This is a genomic window from Candidatus Melainabacteria bacterium (assembly GCA_003963305.1).
In the GTDB taxonomy this organism is placed as follows: Bacteria; Cyanobacteriota; Vampirovibrionia; order Obscuribacterales; family Obscuribacteraceae; genus PALSA-1081.
The window spans coordinates 560,430-581,524 of the sequence record RXJR01000004.1; the positions used below are offsets into that span (position 1 = coordinate 560,430).

Here is a 21,095-nt window from a genome sequence, read left to right on the forward strand (position 1 = left end):
ACGACCTTATCAGTGCAGACTCTATCAGCGGCGACCAGTGTCATCGTAATAGAAATATCTCTCAGACCCAAACGGCTCGGATACAAGATGGATAGACATATTATTTCCGGGTCCACCCGGATAAACGATTGTCAGTTTGAAAAAATTGTACTGCGCCAGAGTATTGGCAAAGTTTTCAAAGTACTCTTGCGGCACAACGATAGTGGCAAGAATCGTGCGCTTTGCGTAAATGTCGAGCACCAGTCGAACCAGAGCATTAGTCAGCTCGGGAATGTATTGACCGTTCTTCGGATTAGGCGTTATATAGACAGCGCCCTGCTCTTCCATCGAGAGGTTGAGGTTGTTATAACGCCGCAAACCAACTGCCTTGCCTGAGTGATACCAGATTTCCTCGTACCTCTGCCGCTCTAAAGGATAGCTCTTGCGGAAGTTTCTATTTGGCGAATAACGATATTCGATCGGTACACGCATGATCGGTGTCATGGACGAGCCTGGATACTTCAAGTATTGATCCATAGGACTGAGGCTCATGTAAATAGTCCAGTCATACTGGCGATTGAACCAATCATCGGAGAACGGAATGATACGGTCAGCAATGACGGGAGCAGAACAAAGTGTCAAACAGACAAATGCCGCAAATGCAGCAGCAGTAAGTCGCAGCACAGCTCGTTTTGACCAGGTTGAATGTATCAGCTTGAACATTGTCATCAAAGCGGGCATAAGAAGCTGAGTTTCATGATTCGCGAAAAGCACAGGAGCGACCTATTATACAAGCTATGTTCACTCCAGAGACAGCCACAACATCTCATCACTGGTATGACCGATGACTGGCTGTTTTTCGAACTCGGCTCTGGTCACATTGAAAATACCGACGGCATCGGTGGAAGCACTTGATACCAGAACATGTTCACCATCGGGCATCAAAAATAGCGAGCTGGGGAAGTCCACATCCAGCGGCAGTTTCACATCTTGCAGTTTGGTCCGTTTCAACAAATCGAAAATGCTAATTGAGTTGTCTTTGGCATTGGCAACAAACAACTTCTCGCCGTCTCTGGTGACGGCCAGTCCGGTGGGGCCGGCGCCGGTTTCCAAATTGCCAACTGCCTGCCGCTTGTTGACGTCAATGATAGTGACAGTGTTGGAAACGCGATTTGAAACATATGCAAATGCGCCATCAGGGCTGAAAACAACAGCAGTCGGATTGGCACCTACCTTAACCACACCGGCCACCTTCTGATTATTAGTAGTAATGAGCGTTGCCTGACCGGACGGCGGATTCAAAACTATAATCAAAGTGCCGTTAGGAGCCATCACTACTTTGCTCGGACCGGCCAGAACTTTGGTCTTTAAGAGAACCTTTCCGGTTTCAGTTTCAATAACATCTACGTTTCCTGCCGCACTTTCAGAAGCGTAGATTAGCTTTCCATTGGGCAGAGAAGCCAATCCTTTCGGAGCGCTTTTCGGCGTCAAATCTATCTGACCGAGAAATTGACGTTTCCTGGGATCGAGAACGAGAATTCGACTTTTCCCCTGATCAGCGATATACAACCGTCCTTCAGCCACCGTCATTCCGGCTGGTGTGCCTTCGGTCGGAAACTCCGTCAGTTTATCCAGAGTTTTGTCATCCAGCATCGTTATTTTTCCGGACCCCGGCGACGAAACAAATACTGCACCATGCGCGGTGCTCTCGCCGACTTTGCCTTTCCCAGTTGCATTGGCATCACCTGCGTTTGTAGCCACTGACTTGGGCTTAGGCACAGCTTCAGGCAAGATAGTTATGGACAGTTCTCCCGCTAACGGCTTCATGACGCGAGGAATGGCAAAATTCTCCGGCACAATTAAATCAGGCACAAACTTACATGCAAAAAGTTCTTTTCGAGCTTTCTCAGGCAGAGAATTAGAATTTATAGTGGTCTTGAAGTTACCCTTCTTGATCACATGAAGGAAGCACCAGCCGTTGGAGAAGAAGAGGGCATCAGGCGTCTCCGAATTGGCAGGAAACTTTTCACGCAGCTCTATGGCCTTTTTATCCGCCCCTGTTTTGTCCTGACCGCTCTTCTCCGGGGTCTTATCCGCCCCCACCTTGTCTTGAGAAGCACGATCCGGCACTGACTTTTCGGGGATGCGTTTGTCAGGCGCCGTCACGTTTTTAACGGTTTTAGCCGGCTGACCTGGTCTCGTCTGACCAGTTTTGTCGAGTGCTGAATTACCGCCGGCAGTTTTCTCGGGCGATGTTTTTGCGACCGCAGGCTGAAGCGGCAGGTACAAACGTCCCTCCTTAGTTTCAATGGCACCATCCAGGCGTATTTTCGCCTCTGGAAACTGTGCCATCACAGCCACTTTCAATTCCGGCGCAAGACGCGTTGCCCATGCCGGTTGAATCAAGCACGCAAACATCGAAGCTAAAAGAAAAAAACTGGAAGACGCGGCGATGAATCGCTTCATCTACTTCGCCTCATCACCATTTTTGGGACGGAAAACATCCACGATCTTGTCGATAATCGATTCTTCCTTTTCCTTTTCCTTCTCTTCTTCTTTCTTACCTTTGCTCTTACCGGCGGCTCCAGCCTTGGCTGCAGTCGCTGCCGCAGCTTCTTTAGCTGCAGCTTCTTTTCTGGCTTCGATCTCTGCCAACTCTTCTTTTGAGAGATGCAGTCTTTCGTTTCTCAACTCAGCCAGCTGTTCCAACAGTGTGCGTTCTTCGGAGCTGAGTTTAGTTGGAGTCTCAACAACGAGGTGCACAACCTGGTCTCCACGCCGCGACGGATTGTTGAAACGGGGCACGCCGAGTTCACGCATAATCTGAGTGGTGCCATGCTGTACACCAGCTGGAATTTTCAGTTGATGCGGTCCGTCGACGGTAGGCACCATCATTTCGCCACCAAGAGCAGCCATTGAGAAGCTGATCGGTTGACGCAAGTGAATAGTCTCGCCATCACGTATAAAGTGCTTATGCTCTTTGACATGAATGATTACGAACAGGTCCCCGAAAGGTCCGCCACGTCTGCCTTTATCACCGGCTGAGGTAAGGCGCAATCTGGAACCAGGTTCAATACCAGCAGGAATCTTCAGTTGAAACTCGCGACTCTTGCGAATCAGAGCTTCGCCTTTGCACTCGCGGCAGGGTTTCTCAATCTTCTGTCCGCTGCCATGGCAGGTCGGGCATTCAATCACGCGCATGGTTTGACCAAACCAGCTGTTCACGACCTGCTGCACTTGCCCCATCCCGGCACAGGCGACGCAAGTGACAGGGTTGCTTCCTGGAGCAGCCCCTGAACCCTCACAGGCGGTACATTCTTCCAGGCGGCGAATATTTATTTTCTTCTCAGTACCGAAAACTGCTTCAAGAAACTCAATCTCGAGGTCATATTTCAGGTGTGCACCTTGCTCGGGACCGCCGCGACGTCCGCCGCTGCGCATGCCTCCACCGAAGAAAAAGTCGATGAAATCGTCGATGCCGAAACCTGCCATCGAGCTGAAGTCGACGTTGTCGAAGCCGCGCGTGCTGCCTTTTACTCCATCGTGACCATAACGGTCGTAAGTGGCACGTTTTTGCTCATCTGAAAGGACTTCATAAGCCTCTGCCAGCTCCTTGAACGCCGCTTCGTCTCCGCTTTCCTTATTGTCCGGATGCAGATTGCGTGCTTTGTTGCGGAAGCTTTTTTTGATTTCCTCAGGGCTGGCGTTCTTGGAGAGACCCAGCACTTCGTAATAATCTCGTTTTGCCATAGTAGCCAAAGGAATACCTTCAGAGGTAGGACGAGTGTAGATGCCGCCTTAATCAGTGCAGCAAATTGAACTATAACATTCTAGGACATCACTCAGGGTTAGCGCTCGTCTCGATAGTCTGGCGTCCAACCTCACCCAGCTCGATCGGACCGCTCTCTGAAGTAAGCGGACGTTTCTTAGTGCCCGGTGTTCCGCTTCGATTGCCCGAGTGAATAGCACTGCCCAATTCCATCAAAGCCACATCCAGACCGGCTGTTGCCGATTTTATTTCGTCCGGATTGGCCTTCTCCAATGCCTCTAGAACCAAGTCTGAAGCGCGGCTAACTTTGTCGACGAAATTTTTCTCAACTCGTTCACCATATTTTTCAATCGTACGCTTGGACTCGGCGACCAGACCCTCGGCTCGAATTTTTGCGGATATTTCATCTTTTACGACCTTATCTTGCTCAGCAAATTGCTCTGCTTCCTTTTGATAAGATTCGACTTCATCAGGGCTCAGACCGGTGCTGCGCTGAATCGTTACTGAGTGCTTGATGCCGGAGCCGTAGTCACGGGCACTGCAATGAACAATGCCATCGGCATCGATATCAAACGTCACTTCGATCTTTGGCACCGACCGCGGTGCAGCGGGAATGCCGGAAAGGTGGAATTTAGCCAGTGATTTGTTGGCGCTAGCGAGCTCGCGCTCACCCTGCAAAACGTGCACCTCTACTGAGGTTTGACCATTTTCAGTGGTTGTAAAAGTCATCGTACGGCTTGTAGGAATAGTGGTATTGCGCTCGATAATGCGAGTGAAAAGTCCCCCCGCTGTCTCAATACCAAGGGAGAGCGGGATCACGTCGAGCAAAAGTACATCCTGCACTTCCCCAGCCAAAATAGAGGCCTGGATGGCCGCTCCAAGAGCCACTGCTTCATCTGGATTAACGGACTTAGAAGGTTCTTTGTTGAAGAAACGGCGAATCGCATCCTGCACTGCGGGAATTCGAGTTGAACCGCCGACGAGAATGATATGCTCGATTTGTTCAGGATTCAGTTCAGAATCTTCCAGAGCTTGATGCAACGGTCCCAGAGTCGCTTCCACCAGATGCGCCGTCAACTCGTTAAACTTGGCCCGAGTCAATGCAGTTTCCAGATGTTTCGGACCGGTATCGTCGGCGGTGAGAAATGGCAAATGAACTTCACTGACCATGGCCGTGGAAAGCTCGATCTTTGTTTTCTCCGCTGTCTCTTTCAATCGCTGCGTCGCCATCAAATCGTTCGATAAATCGATGCCCGTCTGCTCCAGAAACTCGGAAACAAGCCAGTCTATGATGCACTGATCAAAATCGTCGCCACCGAGACGATTATTGCCGCTGGTTGCTTTGACTTCGAATACGCCGTCAGTAATCTCAAGAATGCTGACATCAAATGTGCCACCACCCAAATCAAATATCAAGATAGTCGAGTGCTCTTCGAGCTTGTTCAATCCGTACGCCAGAGCTGATGCAGTCGGCTCGTTGATGATACGCATGACGTCGAGACCGGCGATTTGCCCGGCATCGCGGGTTGCCTGCCGCTGCGAATCGTTGAAATAAGCAGGTACGGTAATCACTGCACGAGAAATTTTTTCGCCCAGGTAAGACTCAGTGTCGGCTTTCAGCTTTTGCAGAATCATCGCCGAAATCTGTTCCGGACTGTGCGAGACTCCTTCTATGGTCACCCGGTGATTGGAACCCATCTCACGTTTAATCGATTGGATGGTGCGCGACGGATTGGTTACAGCCTGGCGTTTGCCCAGTTGCCCAACCAGTCTTTCACCATTGCGTGTAAACGCAACCACAGATGGTGTTGTGCGAGCGCCTTCAGCATTCTCGATAATGACCGGTTTACCAGCTTCCATAATCGCTACACACGAATATGTGGTGCCCAGGTCGATACCGATGATTCTGTCAGTACTCATCTAGAACCTACTCACCTACTGGCTCTTCCTGCCCAGCTGGTTGATCTTCGGTGTCGGCGTCAGTGATATCGTATATGGTGCCACCTTCGGCAGCCTTTACGGGCACAGCCTCCACCATTTCCAACTCAGGTTCTGGAGCCAGACTCTCAGCATAGTCTTCTATCTTGAAGACAGGAAGATCTTGGGTTTCAGTATGCACGCGTGTCGGCTTCAGTTTGTCGATAGCCTTTTTCGGCGGCTCCGCTGGCGCTTCGGCGTGCGGCGCCGGGGCCACCGTTTCCTCCGCTGCGACAGGTGCCTCAGCCGCTGGAGCAGCTGGGATCTCGTCAACTACTGGAGCGACATCCGGTGTCGGTGCGGCGGCAGCTTCTTGAGATGGCGCAGGCGCTGGTGCCTCGGCTGCAGGTGCAGCAGGAGGAGCTTCAGGGGCAGGCGCAGCAGTCGCTTCGGGTGCAGGAGCGGCGGTTGCTGCCTCAGACGAGGCTGCAGGAGGCGCTTCCGGTGCAGGCGCTTGCGCCTGTGGTTCCGCCGCAGGGGCGGGTTCGGAAGCGGGAGCCGCGGCCGGGCTCTCCTTCTTGACCACGACGCCACTTGGATTGGAGGCGACATTAACAAGTGCCGGTCTCAAAATTTTGTCTTTGTAGAGATATCCACGTCGCAGTTCGTGCACAACCGCGCCATCAGCACATTCGTTAGTTTCAACTTCCTGAACTGGCTCATGCAGTCGGGGATCAAACGGTTCACCGATAACATCCATCTGCTTGACGCCGGTATTTTCAAGACACTTGGCAAACCGCGCGAAAACAAGATTCATACTGTCCAGGATTGCCTTGGGGTCGGAGACGTTGGCCAGGCTGGTTCTCGCCCTGTCCATATCGTCGAGAGCCGGCAATATCTGCTCGATTGCTTTCTGTATCCCCAGCCCCTGCGCTTCCTCACGCTCGCGGTCGTTGCGACGGCGGTAGTTCTCGAAGTCAGCTGCTATTCGTTTATAAAAGTTCTCCGCCTCGTTCTTCTGCTTCTCAAACTCGGCAGCTTGCGCCTCCAACCTGGCGCAGCTCGGACAGGGTCCCGAATGTGCAGGTGCAGGAGCGGACGCCGCTACGCCGTTGATGCCGAAATCATCCGGCGCTACTTCCTCACCGGCATACATCGCTCGATAAAACGCCTTGGCGGCGTTCATGCGGTTTGCACGATCTTCCGGTTTTTCAGGTTCAGGTTCAGGCGCCCCAGCGCCAGTGCCACCGTTCAGATTGCCGCTATCATCCGTTGCCATCAAATGGTCTCCCGCAGATAATCCCCCATATAATTCTATGGCACTCACGCCCAAACTCGTTGATTTTGTCGGTAAACAATCTTGATCAAACGCGGGCAAAGCCAATGAGGCTGTTACAAAGGATAGCAGGGCGGCTCATTCCCTGCAGCCAACATCCTGAAACAAAGCCGGAATTCAAAAAATAAGAAATTACTTTGATGCGACCATCCTCCCGACAACATCCGTCTTCCCTTGAAGTTGGCAAGACACCTTGCCCTCACATCTATTGACAGTAAGTACTCGAACTGCGAGATGATCAAGCGCGCAGCCGCAACGAAAAGTCCAAAGAAACCAGCCTCAAGGAGAATCGACGTGACAACCACAAGCCTCGACAAGAAAATTGCGATCAGCTTTGAACCTCTGGACCTTCTGACCATCCATCCGTTCGGGATTGCCTCCGGCACAGCGGCTGATTCGCATAATTTTCTGGTCAAATTGAGTTACAAAGATATCGTCGGTTATGGCGAAGCCTCCCCCGTTGAATACCACGGCGAAAGCCCTGAGACGGCTGCAGCGCTCTTGAAGGCGTGGTCTGAGACCGACATTTTCGGCGACGACCCATTCGCCATCGCAGAGATCTGCCGCAAAATGGACAAATCAATAGCCGGACACAACTCGGTCAAAGCCGGCATTGAGATGGCTTTGCATGACATTTGCGGCAAGATCGCCAACCAGCCCACCTACAAAATGTTAGGACTGTCTGGTCTGAAACAACCCGTAACTGACTTCACGATAGGCATCGCCAGCCTCGAGATGATTGAGAAGAAGACGAAGGAAGCCCTCGATGCCGGGTACAAAGTTCTAAAAGTGAAACAGGGCACGCCGTACGATAAAGACATCATCAAAGCTGTTCGCAAAGTAGCAGGCGACCTGCCCATCAGGGTAGATGCAAATGGTGCATGGACACCCAAGCAAGCGATTGCCATGGCAGAATTTCTGGCAGAACATAATGTTCAATTCATCGAGCAACCAGTCGCCCGAACAGCCAGCGTCGATGATTTCAGATTTGTTCGAGAGCGCTCGCCTTTGCCTATTTACGCAGACGAAAGCGTCTCACGAGCACACGACGTGGCAAAATTCGTCGGCGCCGTTGACGGGGTCGTAGTCAAATTGGCCAAGACCGGCGGACTGTTAGAAGCCATAAAAGTGATTCAAACCGCTCGAGCACACGGAATGCAGGTTATGTTCGGTTGCATGCTCGAAACCTCGTTAGGTATAACGGCCGCTGCCCATCTTTCCAGTCTCGTCGATCATCTCGATCTAGACGGCGCCCTGCTGCTCTCCAACGATCCATTCAACGGCGCCACCTATCAAGATGGCATTCTCAAACTGACAGAGCTGCCAGGACTCGGGGTCACGTACAAGTAGAAACCATCCGCGCCCAGCATGGAACGTATGCATCTTGCGTGCAGCCAAACACATTTCCATCCGACCACATGGCACGCCGCATCTTGCGTGCAGCTCAAAAGTGACGGCTGCATTACCATCGCCTGAGCATTCCCAACCGCCCAGAACCATTAGCGCCGGAGTATGCTGTAAACCACGCCTGCGAGCACAACGAAGCAGCCAATCCAACTTTCCGTCGTCATGACGAACTGCTTTTCCAGAAACAAGTCCACAACCAGCGCCAGAACCGGTATGACAAAAGGAAGCGTGGCAATGGTCATCAGCTTGAGATGCTTGAGCATGTACAAGTACAACCCGAAAGCAACAAACGAGCTCATCACAGCCAGATAGATGATGCCCATGAACGGCTGAGTTGGAATCGGCTCAAACTGAGGCTCGCCACGAATCAAGCTGGCAACCCAGATTGGAATGGCAGTAACGGCGAGAAATATCGTCGCCGATATAATCGGGTTCAACCCTGTACTCGCTCGCTTCAATGTCACATTGGCGCAGGCATTGAAGAACGACGAGGCAAGCATGAGTGCAGCCGCAAATGCCTGGGCCATGGAAACTTGCAACCTGTCGTGACAGACAAGTGCCACACCGATGAAGCAGGCGACAAAACCAATTATCGTGCGACCAGAAACTTTCTCGGTCTTCGTCGCCATGGCAATCAATGCCACCATAAGCGGTGTCGTTGCAGCCAGCACTGCGGCCAGACCACCACAAATTTCTTGCTCCGAACTGTAGACACAAACCTGATTGAAAGCGTTCAATACACCGGCTGTAGCGATGTAAAAGAACTCACGTTTAGTCGGAAGCCTATCTTTTCGCGCGAAGATGAGCCAGACGGGGACAAAAATTGCAACAGCGATGAGAAAGCGCATCGTCGCCGTGTAATAGGGCGCCAGACCAGCGGTAGGCAAAACAGTTTGCCGCACGACCCAGTAAGTCGTGCTCCATACCAGGCAACAAAAAACATATGAACAGGCGAGAAAAATGCGTGTTCGTGCAGCCTGAGCCGACGCAGAGGCGTCGTCCCCGGCAACATTCACATCGATGATATCTGGTGCGCTCTCGCTCAGCATAGCTTCGCGGTCGCTCTTGATCTCAATGACCATTTCGCTTCTTCAAAAATTCGGGATTCCCTTAGGATAAAGACTTCTCATAAGGTTGCAAATAGATCCTACAGATTGCGTTACCATTTTTGAGATTAATTGAACGGACTAAAGTAATTTTTCTCTTTCGTCTACGCTCTTGCAAAATTTGCAGTACAGTCCCATACCAATTTACCGGCAATATTGATAGAAGCACCGCTCCAATCAACACCTACAGCAGGGAGACTTTTTAAGAGCGTCTCTGGTGGTCCTTTAAGAGAATCTCAAATAATCTCTTTATAGGCGTCCAACATAATCATGTTAGAGCGGCTTTGATAGACCTTGCCTAACCCCATTTTGTCAGGCGTTCCTTGATCAAATCAATGGTGCTGTTTGCATACAACCTGAAGACAATGACCTTGGTTTTACCCGCATTAGGAATCACCTCGGCTTCAGCAGTGGTATCACAAATAATCAAATCAGAGTGCTTGAGCATGTACGCAAGCTCCTTTTGATCGGAAGTTAGAACGGCACGCACTGCTACTTCCTCACCACGGGTAGCGGCAAGCAATTTGGTGGCCATATTCAACATCGTTTGCGATCCGGAGACAAGTAGAACAAGACTGCCGCTCTTCAAATCCTTAATCGAATCGAGCTCAGCCCGACCAGGTTCAATGTTGCATGCCACCAACCTGGTCGGATCGGGCACGGTATGCTGAAAAGAGAACAGATGATAAAGGCTTGTCACAACCAGCGAATCATCCATCATTCCCGGCTTGGAAAGCACTTCTTCCACCGTACATGTTTCAACCGGTATGGAAAAGTGCGGTCTCAGTTCCTTCAAAAGCAGTTCGTGAAAGTCCCTGTTTCGATCAACGGCGAGAATACGACGAACTTTCCCTTTGCCGGAGACATCTTCGATGCAACGACGCAAGTCATCACGCGAATATCCGGATTCTGAAATTCGAGCCAGAAACTCACGAAACAGTTGGCTGAGATCAACCTTCTCATCGCTCTTTTCAGGCGCTTTACCGGCTACGCGAACACCACTGCCTTGCCTGACATCAAGGAGTCCGACATCAGCAAGATGATTATATGCGGCAGTGACAGTGCTGTAATGAATTCCCAGACGTTGTGCAAGAGCTCGAATACTGGGAAGTTTCTCCTTGCCTTTGAGTGTGCCCGAGGCAATTTGCAACGCAATTTGCTCAATCAGCTGGTCGCGAATCGGAACAGGACTCTCTTTTACAATCGAAATTTTCATTTCAGAATTTCACACACCATCGCGATTTCGGCACCATTATAGGGCAATTCAGTTCAGCAATTCTTGCAAAGAGTGAAAGTTGCTTGACCTGCTGCTGCGTCGTGCTAGCATAAGATTGTCAGGACGACCTGACCAGTGGAATCAATCGGGACGGCCCGCGAGGGTGTGTATGCTATGTCCTGGTTGGTTTTATTTTTCGCTGGTGCGTTAGAAATATCTTGGGCTGTAGGTCTTCGCGTACACAACGGGCGACCACTCTTAATCGGATTGACTGTCATTACAGCGATTAGCAGTGTTGTTCTGCTCGGAGTGGCCATGAAGCAGATTCCAATTGGAACAGCTTATGCAGTCTGGACTGGAATAGGCATCACCGGCACATTTATCGCGGGAGCCTTACTTGGAGATCCGGTGACGGCATCGAAATGCCTCTACACAGCATTGATACTGGCGGGTATTGTCGGACTGAAGCTTTCAAGCTAAAACCACTAACCACCGAAGGAGTTGCGGGCGACCAGCTTTACCAGTCGCTCTCGGTACTTGAGAGCCAGAGCCACCATTCCCGTAAGCAGAGCCAGTGCGCCGAATAAAACGGTGCGAACAGCCATTAAGAGCACATCGTTCAACTCTTTCAAATCGTTGTGCACGGCAAGCACAGGCGATGAAATCGAATTGACCGGCTGCTTCAATTGCTGCATTGCCAGCTTCATCTCCTTCATCTCGGCACGCATCGCCGTGACTTCAGAGACGACTTGATTGAGTTGTCCACTTGTTACAGCGACATTATCGTTGAGATTAACCAGCTCACTGTTCATACTCTTGATCGGTGTCGAGATGCTGGCAACCGGCGATTGTATCTCTTGCAAGGGTTCCTTCAATTGAGCAATCTGCTTATCGAGCTGACGTATCTCCTGACGCATCTGTATAACATCGCGCAGCTCTTTTCTCACCATGCCAACATCTTTGACGCCCTGTCCTAGCTGATCCATATGCGATTGAATTTCGCTGATGTGGCTGGTTAGTGATGGTATGTTGCCGCTCAAACCAGCCAACTTATCTTCCATTTGATTCATGTTCTCGTTTACGCCAGAGATCTTGTCATCAAGGCTAACGAGCGCAGGCTGTATCTGATTAACCGGGTTCTGGATCTCTTCCAATTTCTTCTCGATTTGGAGGGCATTCCTTCTCAGCTTCCAGACCGGACGCATCAGACGCCTGATTGGATGCCAGCCCTTAATAGGTTTATTCCATTCTCTTATCTGCTCTGCAGTTGGTACCGGTTCAGCATCGGCATCGACGGCAATGGAAACGCTTGCCGAATGACCCGGCATAGACGACTGTGCCGAAGTAGGTGTTCCAGAAACGCTGGATGAGTGGGCTACTGCCACGCCATGCAAGCTCATAACGGCAATCAAGGCGCTCAACATTCCGTGGTTCAAGTGTCGCTTGGCACATCTCTTCATGGTTTCACCTTCATCGCGTATGTTCTGATAACCCGGAACTCGGCAAAATTAGCAGGAAGCCAGAAAAATTCCCAAAACGCCAAGCTCCCGGCGGATGGCGCCCCCCTGGAGAACGCTCCGGACATATGCTTAAAGCAGGTACAGGAGACATAGAATATTCTTCCATGCGCTAACATCATTCACTAACAAGTCGAATCTACCCATAATGATATAGGCGCTCAGTCGAGTATGACACCACATACAGTGCCCAGCTGTCAGTTCGTATTCACTTTCAGGTGCTGTAGATCTCTGGGCAATCAATAACGGCAGAGAAGCTTAAATAAAGAGGATTCGCAGTTGCCAAGCATTACTTTTTTAAAGCCGTTATAATAAACTATCGATAGAAGAGCTCCACTCAAGCAACGCAACTATTTCAGCGTTGAGCCCCATAATGACTGGGTTTTGCAGCTCTACTCAAAGTCTAACGGTGTTCAAATGCAAGCAAACGATTTTGGATTCGGTATCGAAGCTGAGTTCCTGATTGTCGATAATCAGTCCTATACACCGCTGAGCTATCGCAGCTTAAATTTCCAGACCCTGCTTGCACTCGTAGACAGTATCCCAACAGCTGACTGTTCTCGCGAAGGTTTTAACAAAAAACCGCTGCATAACTTGATCTCGCCATATCTGATTGAAGGGTACACACTCACTGATGCACAGATGAAACCGCTGAGTCTTCTGCCAAAAGGTGTAGAAATTCGCACGCCTCTGGCAGATTCTTTTGAGCAAAGCACAGAGACGCTCAATAATTTGTACAGACGATTGAAGACCAGATTGATTGAATCAAAACTCAATGCGGCGATGATTTCATACCATCCAACTGAGCAACGAATAGATGCTCCAGCCAATTACAAACGCCACGACTACTGGCAGTGGGCTCTCACCGCAACGACCACCTATGGTCCAGACATAAACATAAGCCTGCCCAACCAGCTGGAAGAAGAAGTAAATATCGAACGCATCAATGCGCGCGTCAACTATTATGCACCAGCGGCGATAGCACTGACACTTGCCTCTCCGATTCGCGACGGCGCACTATGGAGCGTAGATGGGCGAATCGGCAAGTCTGTGCGCACCTTTGAAAGAAGCAAATGGGCGCCAATCTTCTATGTGCATGAAAAGCCAAGCCTGCGATTTGAATTCAAAGGCTTCGAAATGAGCAACAATCTGAACGATTACCATGCCATGTTTCTAATTGGATTAGCGCTCCTCCTCGATGACGGACTGACCGGAGAGGAATCAGATTCAAACCGCATATCGGAACTGGAAGCAATTGCTTTCGACGGACTGGCAACTGAAAGCGTTCGGGAAAAGGCAGCTCAGATTCTCGAAAGTGCCGAGACGATAGCCCGTCGATTTTCCTTGAACAGCAGCAGTCTAAAAACCTTCTGGAATCGGCTAAAGAAGCAACATCTTCCAGCCGACGACATTGCCGATACATTTAGAAAGACTGGTTCTATCGAGCAGACCTTACGAACACTAACTGACTTCGACAGCCGCTGCCAATCTGGTAACAACAGCAATAAAACGGTCTGCCTGGCATAGAATGAGAATAAGCTCCTCTGATAAAGAACTGCTTCTAGTCTGCCTGGCTAAAGGGCTTCGCACCTTTGGCTTCGGCAGCGTGTCGGTCATCCTGGCACTGTTTCTGGCCAAACATAATTTCACTTCGGTGCAGGTGGGAGCAATATTTTCGGCTACTCTCATCGAAGATGCACTCTTCACTACGCTTGTCTCCTTATTTGCAAACCGTCTGGGGCTGAGAAAGGTTTTGCTCTGGTGTAGCGGTCTGATGATGCTGTCGGGATTATGCCTCGGTTTCGCCTCACAACCCTGGTTGATAGCACTGGCGGCCGTATGCGGTATCTTCAGCCCGGCAGGCTTTGAAGGCGGTCCGTTTGCGGCGGTAGAGCAGACCATAATTGCCCGAGAGATTTCAGCCGACAAGCTGACCCGAGCATTCTCCTGGTATAACCTCACCGGGTTCGCTGGTGCAGCTCTGGGCTCGCTGCTTGCTGGTCTGTGCTTTGCCCGATTCGCGGCAATCGATCAAGACGCTGCGTACCGGATCATATTCATGCTCTACATAGCAAGCAGCATTGTCATGGCATCGCTTTATGCGATGCTGCCTGAAATCAACCGTCCTCAAAATTCGCTGCAAGCGCAGTCCCCGACCAAAGACCAGGCACAGGCTGAATCCGGGAAGATAAACTTCCTCTCCGTACTGGCTGACAAAAAAGCTGGCGCTCTCGTGCTTTTACAGGGGTTGGATGCATTCGGCGGCGGCTTCGTTGTGCAATCTCTGATCGCCTACTGGTTCTATATGCGGTATCACGTCGGAGCAGACTTTACCGGCATAATTTTCTGTGTGGCTAACGTCCTTGCGGCTGGCTCATTCCTGGCAGCGCCATTCCTCGCTACCAGAATTGGATTGCTCAAAACCATGGTCTTCACTCACTTGCCCTGCAGTATCGCGTTGTGTTTTGTGCCACTCATGCCAACGGCACAACTGGCTGGCGCACTGCTCCTATGCCGGAGCCTCTTCTCGTCTATGGACATACCGGCGCGCCAGGCGTATACGATGTTACTTGTGCATCCCGATGATCGTTCAGCAGTAGCTGGTATGACCTCGGCAAGCCGAGCTATCGCTCAGGGGCTGTCACCATTGCTCTCCGGCTGGGCGACGATGTGTGCACTGTCGGGTATGCCCTTTGTGATCGCAGGCACTTGTAAAACTATTTACGACATCTGCCTTTACTGCACATTCAGAAAAATCCCACTGGAAAGCGCATCCCGCTCCCGAAATCGACAGACCGCTACTGTTGAATAAGCGGATGCTGCGAAGCTTCCTGCCAGTACTCTTGAACATCAGGGGGCAACTTCTTCATGTTTTTGATAAAGAGAACTATCTGCCAGATCTCCTTCTCGCTCAAAGATTTGCCATAGGAAGGCATGCCGGTCAACTTAACGCCCTTATCGATGAACCAGTAAACCAGACCATCGGCGTCTTCAGACCAGTCTTCCTTAGCAATGACGGGAGGCTTACGATACAAGCCCTGAGCAGTTTTTGATGTACTGCCATTAGCGTATCCGTGACAGAAAGCGCAATTATTCACATAGAGTTTTGCGCCCGCCTTTAGATCTTCACTGGAACTAGCCTTGAGCGGGTTTGTTGTCTTTGGCGTATTCGATTTGAGATAGGCTCGCAGTGAAGTTTTTGCCGCCCATCTCTCCATAGGGGGAATTGCCTCGTCTGCACAAGGATTGATTATGCCCGAAACAATAACACCATATGCAATACCAAAGGCAATCAATACTGCGGTCAACCCGCCGAGCAAAAAACCACCGATGTTGTTTTTGAGCAATGCCTTCATGCCAGCCTATTTCACGAGTTGACGGCCGAAAGAAGAAGGGGCGTTTTCGAAAAACGTAATCAGAGACGGGGCAAGCAATACCACCATCAAGGCAGGCATAATGCAAAACCAGAGAGGGAATGCCATCAGAATAGGCAGTTTAGTAGCCTTCTCTTCGGCTTTCTGACTCAACTTCATGCGCTGGAAATCAGCCTGCGAACGTAACACTTTAGCAATCGCCAGGCCAAGTTTGGCCGACTGATTAAGCGACGAGCCCAGCGCTTTCAGCTCATCGACGCCGGTTCTGCGATACAGCTCCTGGTAAGCACGCTCGCGCTCCATTCCAAGCAACACATCCCGACCGAGCGTCTGCAACTCTTCGTTCAGCGCCACTGCGACAATAGACTTTTCTGCTGCTATTCGTTGCAAGGTGGCGTCCAGACCGAGCCCCGCATCGACGCAAAGCACCATCAAATCGAGAGCTTGCGGCAGTGACTCACGAATCTGCTGCTGACGCCGTTTTGCAGTCAAGGCAGTAACTGCATCAGGTATAAAGAAAGCCGCAATCATCATCGGGATAACGACAAACGGCGAAAACACTATAAGCAAACTGAGAAGCAAAATCGGAACGTAGACCTTGAGTGAGGCGAGCACGCCGAAAGCAGTATTCGAGCGCCAACCCGCCCAATTCTGACACTGCATAAGCCAGGTGACATACGTGGCCGGCATCGCCGACAAGATAGTTACGGCAGGCTCCGTGATGAAAACAGGCAGAAAAAACCTTGCACCCGTCGTCTTATTAAACAGGAAGAAGAACGCTCCAGCCAGGGCAGCCAGGAAGAATTCGGGATAATCAAAAAACATTGTGGTTGACATGTTTTATACCTTGACCGTAGACATCTTCTTCATGACAAAAATTCCAAAAACCTGCAGCACTACCGCCACAATCAAAAGCATTCGGCCCAGATTTGTCGAAACCAACGGCTGCAAATAGTTAGGATTGAGGAACTGCATTCCCACAGCCATAAAGATGGGCAAAAGACCTACTACCAGCGCAGTCAACCGACTCTGAGTCGTCAAAATCCCAACTTGTCGAACCAATTTGAGCCGTTGCCTGAGAGTCGAGTTAGTCTTATCCAGCAGTTCCGCTAAACTGCCACCAACCTCGGCTTGAATGGCGATTGCTCTTCGCATCAAGTCGAGTTCGAAAGAGCGAAACTTATCGCAGGTGTAGACTAATGCTTCCGAAAGTGGCTGACCGAGATTCATGCGTTGCATCACTTCGGCGAATTCAGTGCCGCACGGTGACGGCAATTCTTCACTCACTGTTTTAACAGCCTGCGGAATGCTGTGACCGCTGCGCAAAACGGAGATCATCAAATCGATGGCGTCAGGCAACTGCTCTGTAAATTTCTTACGCAGAGCAGTACGTTTGGCCAGCACGAAACTGAGCGGCAGTACGGACAGTATCACTCCGACCAGCACCGAAATAAGCACATCCAACTGAAACATCATTGCAATGCTGATAGGCAGAAGCAGCAGCATGCCTGAAGCGAAGATAAATGTAGCACCAGACATTTGCACGCCCGATTGCGCAATCAGTTTCTCGATCTTCTTTGCCAGAGAAAAGGAACCGAAAGCCGACAGCAGTCCATCGCCGAAAGCCCTGTCAGTCTTCAACAGAGTCTTTGCGCCATCATCTGCAGTACTGGTCGCCGGTTCGAGGAACCCCGCTAAACGGTCAGCCAGAAGTTGCTTCTGCTTGCGCATCTGCAGATGTTTGATCAAAATGAAACCAAAAATAGCCGACGCGGCCAAAATAATTGCAACTATAGTCAGTTCGTTCATTTGGCCTCCTCAGTTTTCGGAGGTGCAAATATTTCCAGAGGCAATTCGATTCCCGCCTCGGCAAACTTGTGTTCAACGAGAGGTCTGATTCCACAAGCCCGATGAGCGCCAAGGACCTTTCCATCTGCATCGATGCCAGTCTGCTCGAATTCGAATATATCCTGCAAACTAATTACGCCTTCTTGCACACCAGTCACTTCGGTAATACTGACGACGCGACGAGTGCCATCGAGCAGACGTTTGATCTGCACTACAAGATCGAAGGCTGAACCGATTTGCTCTCTAATACTTCTTTGAGAAAGCTCGACTCCACCAAGTAGAACCAGCGTTTCCAAACGACTGAGTGCATCGCGAGATGAATTAGCATGCACAGTAGTGAGCGAACCTTCGTGACCGGTATTCATCGCCTGCAGCATGTCCAGAGCTTCCGGGCCACGCACTTCACCGACAACAATGCGGTCCGGTCGCATACGCAAAGCGTTCTTCACAAGCTCGCGCTGAGTTATGGAACCCTGACCCTCGATATTAGCAGGGCGGGATTCCAGGCGAATGACGTGGCGCTGCTGCAAGCGCAGTTCCGCCGTATCCTCAATAGTTACGATGCGTTCCTCATCCGAGATGTGTCCCGACAAGACATTCAAAAGCGTGGTCTTACCGGCAGAAGTTCCACCCGAAACCAGTATGTTCAAACGCGCTCGTACAGCCTTCTGCAAGAATTCAGCCATATTTGCGGAAATTGTGTTTTTAGCGATCAAATCTTCGATTTGGAAAGGATTCGGACGGAAACGGCGAATTGAAAGCACCGGTCCATCAATAGACAACGGCGCAATAATAGCGTTGACGCGCGAACCATCAGGCAAGCGAGCATCGACAATCGGCGATGACTCGTCGACACGCCTGCCGACACGCGAAACAATACGATTGATCACATGCAGCAAGTGGTTGTCGTCTTTGAAGTGAATATCGGTTTCCTTGAGCTTGCCGTTTTGATCTATCCAGACACTCTGTGCGCCATTGACGAGAATGTCGTTGATGTTCGGATCGGCAAGAAGAGGTTCCAGTGGACCTAAACCAAGGGTCTCATACATAACGTCGCGCACAACGTTTTGACGCTCAGTATTGGATAAGGGCAATCGCTCTTCGTCGAGCAGAATGTGCACGGTGCGCTCAATCGAAGCTTCCAGTTCATCATTTCCGTTCAATTGCATCAATGCGTTGACATCGAGATTTTCAATCAAACGATTGTGAATTCTTGTTTTTAGACGCTGATAAGACTGAGCGGCCTCCGATATTGAAACTCGCTGAGTTTTACTTTGAGCAACCACTCCTCCACGCAAAGATAGAGAAGTCGTTGATTGCTGCTCGCGTGCCGACTGCGCAGGAACTTTTGCGACCGGCGCCTGAGGTGCAGAAACCGCTGCAGGCTTTACCTCGACCTCATCGGTGACTTCAGGTTCTTTGAAAAGTAGCTCTCTAAGTTTCGACATCTACACTCCGACTATCTTCTGCTCACAAGTCAACCCAGCCTGGCCACAACACGATCGGCTAAGACACGCGTTGCTTTTGAATAGTTATCTTTCGGGTATTTGTTTAAAATCGGTGCACCGGCAATAGCGCAAGATTCACTGACAGAGTATGCATTGGGAATACTGACTATTTCGTATCCGTTGAAACTGCTGAACAATTTCTCTTCAACGAATTTGAACTTACCACCCAGTCTGTTAGCCGCTAACAGTACTCGCGCCGACGGATAACCGAGATCTTCAAAAGCCGCTAACCAGCGCTTTGTCGCAGCGATGGAAGCGACGTTCGGCTCCAACACAACTACGATGACGGTTGCCTTATCCAGCAGGGTGACGAGGTATCGGTCCAGAGTTTTTGGCACATCGAGCACCACACCGTTGGAAGCGTTGGCAATAGGCGGCAACACTTTTACCAGTTCGGAAAGATTGTTTTGCGATGCAGCGCTGCCGTCCAGAGGCGGGCTGACGAGCTTAACCTTTGGGGTGCTGCTCAAATGACAACGACAGGCGTCAATAGTCTGCTCTTCCAGAGAACCGGCGCGCTTAAAGAGTTCTACTATCGAGTTAGCCGGCTCGCAAGCCAGCATCAAGGCCGCATCTGGTTGCTGAAGATTGGCGTCAACCAGGGTCACGGCGTCGTCACTGATTTTTTCCGATAGTGCGGCGGCAAGATTGATGGCAAGAGTGGTCGCACCGACACCGCCCTTGCTACCAAGAACAGCCACGATGGCATTTTGCAAATTGAGTCCGGGAACTTTTTTGCTGTCACGAAGCAGCGGGCTGCGAATGTTCATAAAGGTCCCCCGACAATGGCTCTTGGCGATAAAGCCGGAGCCATGACAACGCCGCGAGGTCTCGCCGCAATTGAATTGGATGCTCCGTCAAAACTTCTTGGTGCAAACTCTTGCTCGGTCGGCTGCAAAACCGGAATAGCACTTCCACTGATCGAAGGCACCGTGGCTAGTGCTGTTCCGACAGTGGCATTGGCCATCGGGGCAGACTCACCAATTACAGCTTTGAATGACTGAACAACCCCGTTGCCGTCGACATTGACCGCAGTCAGAGCCATACGTGCAAATCCAATTACTTTGTTGGCACCACCAAAGTTTGGATTATCACTTAAAACAGGCAAAATATAGAATGCATTCACACCAACCGGCACAGTCTTCACTCGTGGCATCAAAAGCGATAGTGCCTGCTGTTGATAAATTGGGTCGGCTGGATCGAAAGCAAACAGCTGACTGCCTCTTTCCAGGACGGCCGGCGGCAGCGCATTTGCAGCACTGGCATTAGCAAAGTAACTGAGCGTGCCGTAAAGTTGACCAAGCGCGACATTACCCTGCCCAGCACCGTAGTATTGCAGCCCGCCCGCTTTGTAAACGTTGACGAATGCGCCCTGAATATGATCGGCAGCAGCTATTCCCGGTGCTTTCGAGCTGACGAGATCGATAGTGTAGGAGGTGATCGTCTGTCCCGGTTGAGAGGCGATGGCAAACTGCTTGTTGCTGATTGCAAGAGGAAAAGTCGCTGTACCGATCAAACGAGAATCTGCCTGAATCGGAGACATGTCCTTTGACAAACCGGCACCAATACGACTGGCCGGCTGCAAAATCACTTCAGTTGTACGAAACGGGTTTGCCTGACGAACATTTGGGGGTACTGGCAATCCCAGAGCACCGTTGAGGGCAAAAATTGCAGGCAGAAAAAACATCGTCAAGCCATTGTTTCCGTCTCGCCTGGCACGTACCTGCAGGAAGCGATCACCGGGATCATTGGGATTGTTTAAAACCGTGACGTCACTTGAGTCGAATTCAACAGGGGTCTGCGTAGAAACACCGCTTGGACCAGCCGGAGCAAGGTTCCAGGCCGCACCATTACCGCCACCAGCAACCAGAAGTTCCTGCAATACGTTGTCTTCAAATCGCCCTGATTTGAGCGTGCCATTCGGATTGAAAGCATACTGGTATGAATAGAGTGCTGATGCCTGCGAAGCATATTGTATGGCTGAGGCCGCGTGGGCAGTACGCATCACGTCCACTGCCAATCCGAGAAAGGCAATAGAGACAAGCAAAGTGAAAACAACGAAGGGCAGAATTGCTCCTCGTTGTTGTCGCGATTGCCTGTAACTCTTTCGCATTTAGG

At 50.7% G+C, this 21,095-nt stretch carries 18 protein-coding genes; 4 read left to right on the plus strand and 14 right to left on the minus strand.

What is annotated here, in order from left to right; genetic code table 11:
* Positions 1-24: 24 nt before the first annotated feature.
* The 5 genes from EKK48_06650 to grpE all read right to left on the minus strand — a co-directional run bounded on the left by EKK48_06650 (position 25) and on the right by grpE (position 6,944).
* Positions 25-753 carry a hypothetical protein gene (locus EKK48_06650; GenBank protein ID RTL44926.1) on the minus strand — a complete coding sequence of 243 codons (729 nt, stop codon included), beginning with the start codon at positions 751-753 and terminating at the stop codon, positions 25-27.
* 27 nt (positions 754-780) lie between these two features.
* Positions 781-2,445: a hypothetical protein gene (locus EKK48_06655; protein RTL44927.1), complete on the minus strand. Its 1,665-nt coding sequence runs from the start codon at positions 2,443-2,445 to the stop codon at positions 781-783.
* Complete coding sequence (gene dnaJ, locus EKK48_06660; protein ID RTL45008.1) at positions 2,446-3,729, minus strand: molecular chaperone DnaJ; 1,284 nt, start codon at positions 3,727-3,729, stop codon at positions 2,446-2,448.
* An 88-nt stretch (positions 3,730-3,817) separates the two neighbouring features.
* Positions 3,818-5,668 (minus strand): molecular chaperone DnaK, encoded by a 1,851-nt coding sequence (dnaK, locus tag EKK48_06665; GenBank protein ID RTL44928.1) that lies wholly within the window; start codon positions 5,666-5,668, stop codon positions 3,818-3,820.
* Positions 5,669-5,675: 7 nt separating this feature from the next.
* Entirely contained in the window at positions 5,676-6,944 is a 1,269-nt protein-coding gene (gene grpE, locus EKK48_06670; protein ID RTL44929.1) for a nucleotide exchange factor GrpE, read from the minus strand.
* Positions 6,945-7,235: 291 nt separating this feature from the next.
* Here grpE and EKK48_06675 point away from each other — a divergent pair, with 291 nt between their 5' ends.
* Positions 7,236-8,351, plus strand: a complete 1,116-nt coding sequence (locus tag EKK48_06675) for a dipeptide epimerase (GenBank protein ID RTL44930.1) — start codon at positions 7,236-7,238, stop codon at positions 8,349-8,351.
* A gap of 149 nt (positions 8,352-8,500) precedes the next feature.
* Here the strand turns inward: EKK48_06675 and EKK48_06680 are convergent, their stop codons facing one another.
* Positions 8,501-9,490: a DMT family transporter gene (locus EKK48_06680; protein ID RTL44931.1), complete on the minus strand. Its 990-nt coding sequence runs from the start codon at positions 9,488-9,490 to the stop codon at positions 8,501-8,503.
* Between the two features lie 322 nt (positions 9,491-9,812).
* The gene (locus tag EKK48_06685) at positions 9,813-10,730 is read right to left on the minus strand and encodes a GntR family transcriptional regulator (protein RTL44932.1); all 918 of its coding nucleotides are present in this window, start codon (positions 10,728-10,730) and stop codon (positions 9,813-9,815) included.
* Between the two features lie 174 nt (positions 10,731-10,904).
* Here EKK48_06685 and EKK48_06690 point away from each other — a divergent pair, with 174 nt between their 5' ends.
* Positions 10,905-11,210 (plus strand): multidrug efflux SMR transporter, encoded by a 306-nt coding sequence (locus EKK48_06690; GenBank protein ID RTL45009.1) that lies wholly within the window; start codon positions 10,905-10,907, stop codon positions 11,208-11,210.
* Between the two features lie 5 nt (positions 11,211-11,215).
* Here the strand turns inward: EKK48_06690 and EKK48_06695 are convergent, their stop codons facing one another.
* Complete coding sequence (locus EKK48_06695) at positions 11,216-12,190, minus strand: hypothetical protein (GenBank protein ID RTL44933.1); 975 nt, start codon at positions 12,188-12,190, stop codon at positions 11,216-11,218.
* Positions 12,191-12,664: 474 nt separating this feature from the next.
* Here EKK48_06695 and EKK48_06700 point away from each other — a divergent pair, with 474 nt between their 5' ends.
* Both EKK48_06700 and EKK48_06705 read left to right on the plus strand, forming a co-directional pair.
* Positions 12,665-13,774 (plus strand): hypothetical protein, encoded by a 1,110-nt coding sequence (locus tag EKK48_06700; GenBank protein RTL44934.1) that lies wholly within the window; start codon positions 12,665-12,667, stop codon positions 13,772-13,774.
* A gap of 1 nt (position 13,775) precedes the next feature.
* Positions 13,776-15,059, plus strand: coding sequence for an MFS transporter (locus EKK48_06705; GenBank protein ID RTL44935.1), 1,284 nt, complete (start codon positions 13,776-13,778; stop codon positions 15,057-15,059).
* On the opposite strand, the gene EKK48_06710 is transcribed toward EKK48_06705, so the two are convergent.
* From EKK48_06710 to EKK48_06735, 6 genes are all read right to left on the minus strand, one after another.
* Entirely contained in the window at positions 15,046-15,603 is a 558-nt protein-coding gene (locus tag EKK48_06710) for a cytochrome c (GenBank protein RTL44936.1), read from the minus strand. The two genes, EKK48_06705 and EKK48_06710, sit on opposite strands and share 14 nt — an antisense overlap.
* Before the next feature lie 6 nt (positions 15,604-15,609).
* Positions 15,610-16,458 carry a type II secretion system F family protein gene (locus EKK48_06715; GenBank protein ID RTL44937.1) on the minus strand — a complete coding sequence of 283 codons (849 nt, stop codon included), beginning with the start codon at positions 16,456-16,458 and terminating at the stop codon, positions 15,610-15,612.
* A 3-nt stretch (positions 16,459-16,461) separates the two neighbouring features.
* On the minus strand, positions 16,462-17,430 hold the full coding sequence (locus EKK48_06720) for a hypothetical protein (GenBank protein ID RTL44938.1): 969 nt from the start codon (positions 17,428-17,430) through the stop codon (positions 16,462-16,464).
* Positions 17,427-18,638, minus strand: coding sequence for a CpaF family protein (locus EKK48_06725; protein ID RTL45010.1), 1,212 nt, complete (start codon positions 18,636-18,638; stop codon positions 17,427-17,429). Before EKK48_06725 ends, EKK48_06720 begins: the two co-directional genes overlap by 4 nt.
* Positions 18,639-18,946: 308 nt before the next feature.
* Positions 18,947-19,747 carry a hypothetical protein gene (locus EKK48_06730; GenBank protein RTL44939.1) on the minus strand — a complete coding sequence of 267 codons (801 nt, stop codon included), beginning with the start codon at positions 19,745-19,747 and terminating at the stop codon, positions 18,947-18,949.
* Positions 19,744-21,090, minus strand: coding sequence for a hypothetical protein (locus EKK48_06735; GenBank protein ID RTL44940.1), 1,347 nt, complete (start codon positions 21,088-21,090; stop codon positions 19,744-19,746). Before EKK48_06735 ends, EKK48_06730 begins: the two co-directional genes overlap by 4 nt.
* Positions 21,091-21,095: the final 5 nt, after the last annotated feature.